Raw genomic sequence first — 252 nt, 5'->3', positions numbered from 1 at the left:
CGTGATGGAACAGCACCTCGCCATTGCCCACCGAGATCACATCGTTGTGGAACACGCCCTGGTCGATCACCGCCGGGTTCTGTTGAGCGTAGACCACTCCGGCCTCGCTCAGCCCGTGCAGACGCGCGACGGCCTGGCAGGCTTCCAGGGTCTGGCGCGCCGGATAGCGTTGCGGCGCCGGGAAGCGACTGTCGAAGGCGCTGCGACCGAAGACGAAGAACTCCACGCCGGCATCGCCATAGTCCTTGCAGA

1 protein-coding gene is annotated in these 252 nt (G+C 65.5%); it reads right to left on the bottom strand.

Annotation, left to right across the window (positions count from 1 at the left end):
* The coding region (locus ACLJNW_RS26930) for an N-succinylarginine dihydrolase (protein WP_410961612.1) at positions 1-252 on the bottom strand (252 nt) is incomplete at both ends.

It is taken from the genome of Salmonella sp. SAL4457 (genome assembly GCF_046548235.1).
In the GTDB taxonomy this organism is placed as follows: Bacteria; Pseudomonadota; Gammaproteobacteria; order Enterobacterales; family Enterobacteriaceae; genus Salmonella; species Salmonella enterica.
Note: the sequence above shows the minus strand (reverse complement) of the source record. Positions and strands in the feature narration are given on the sequence as shown.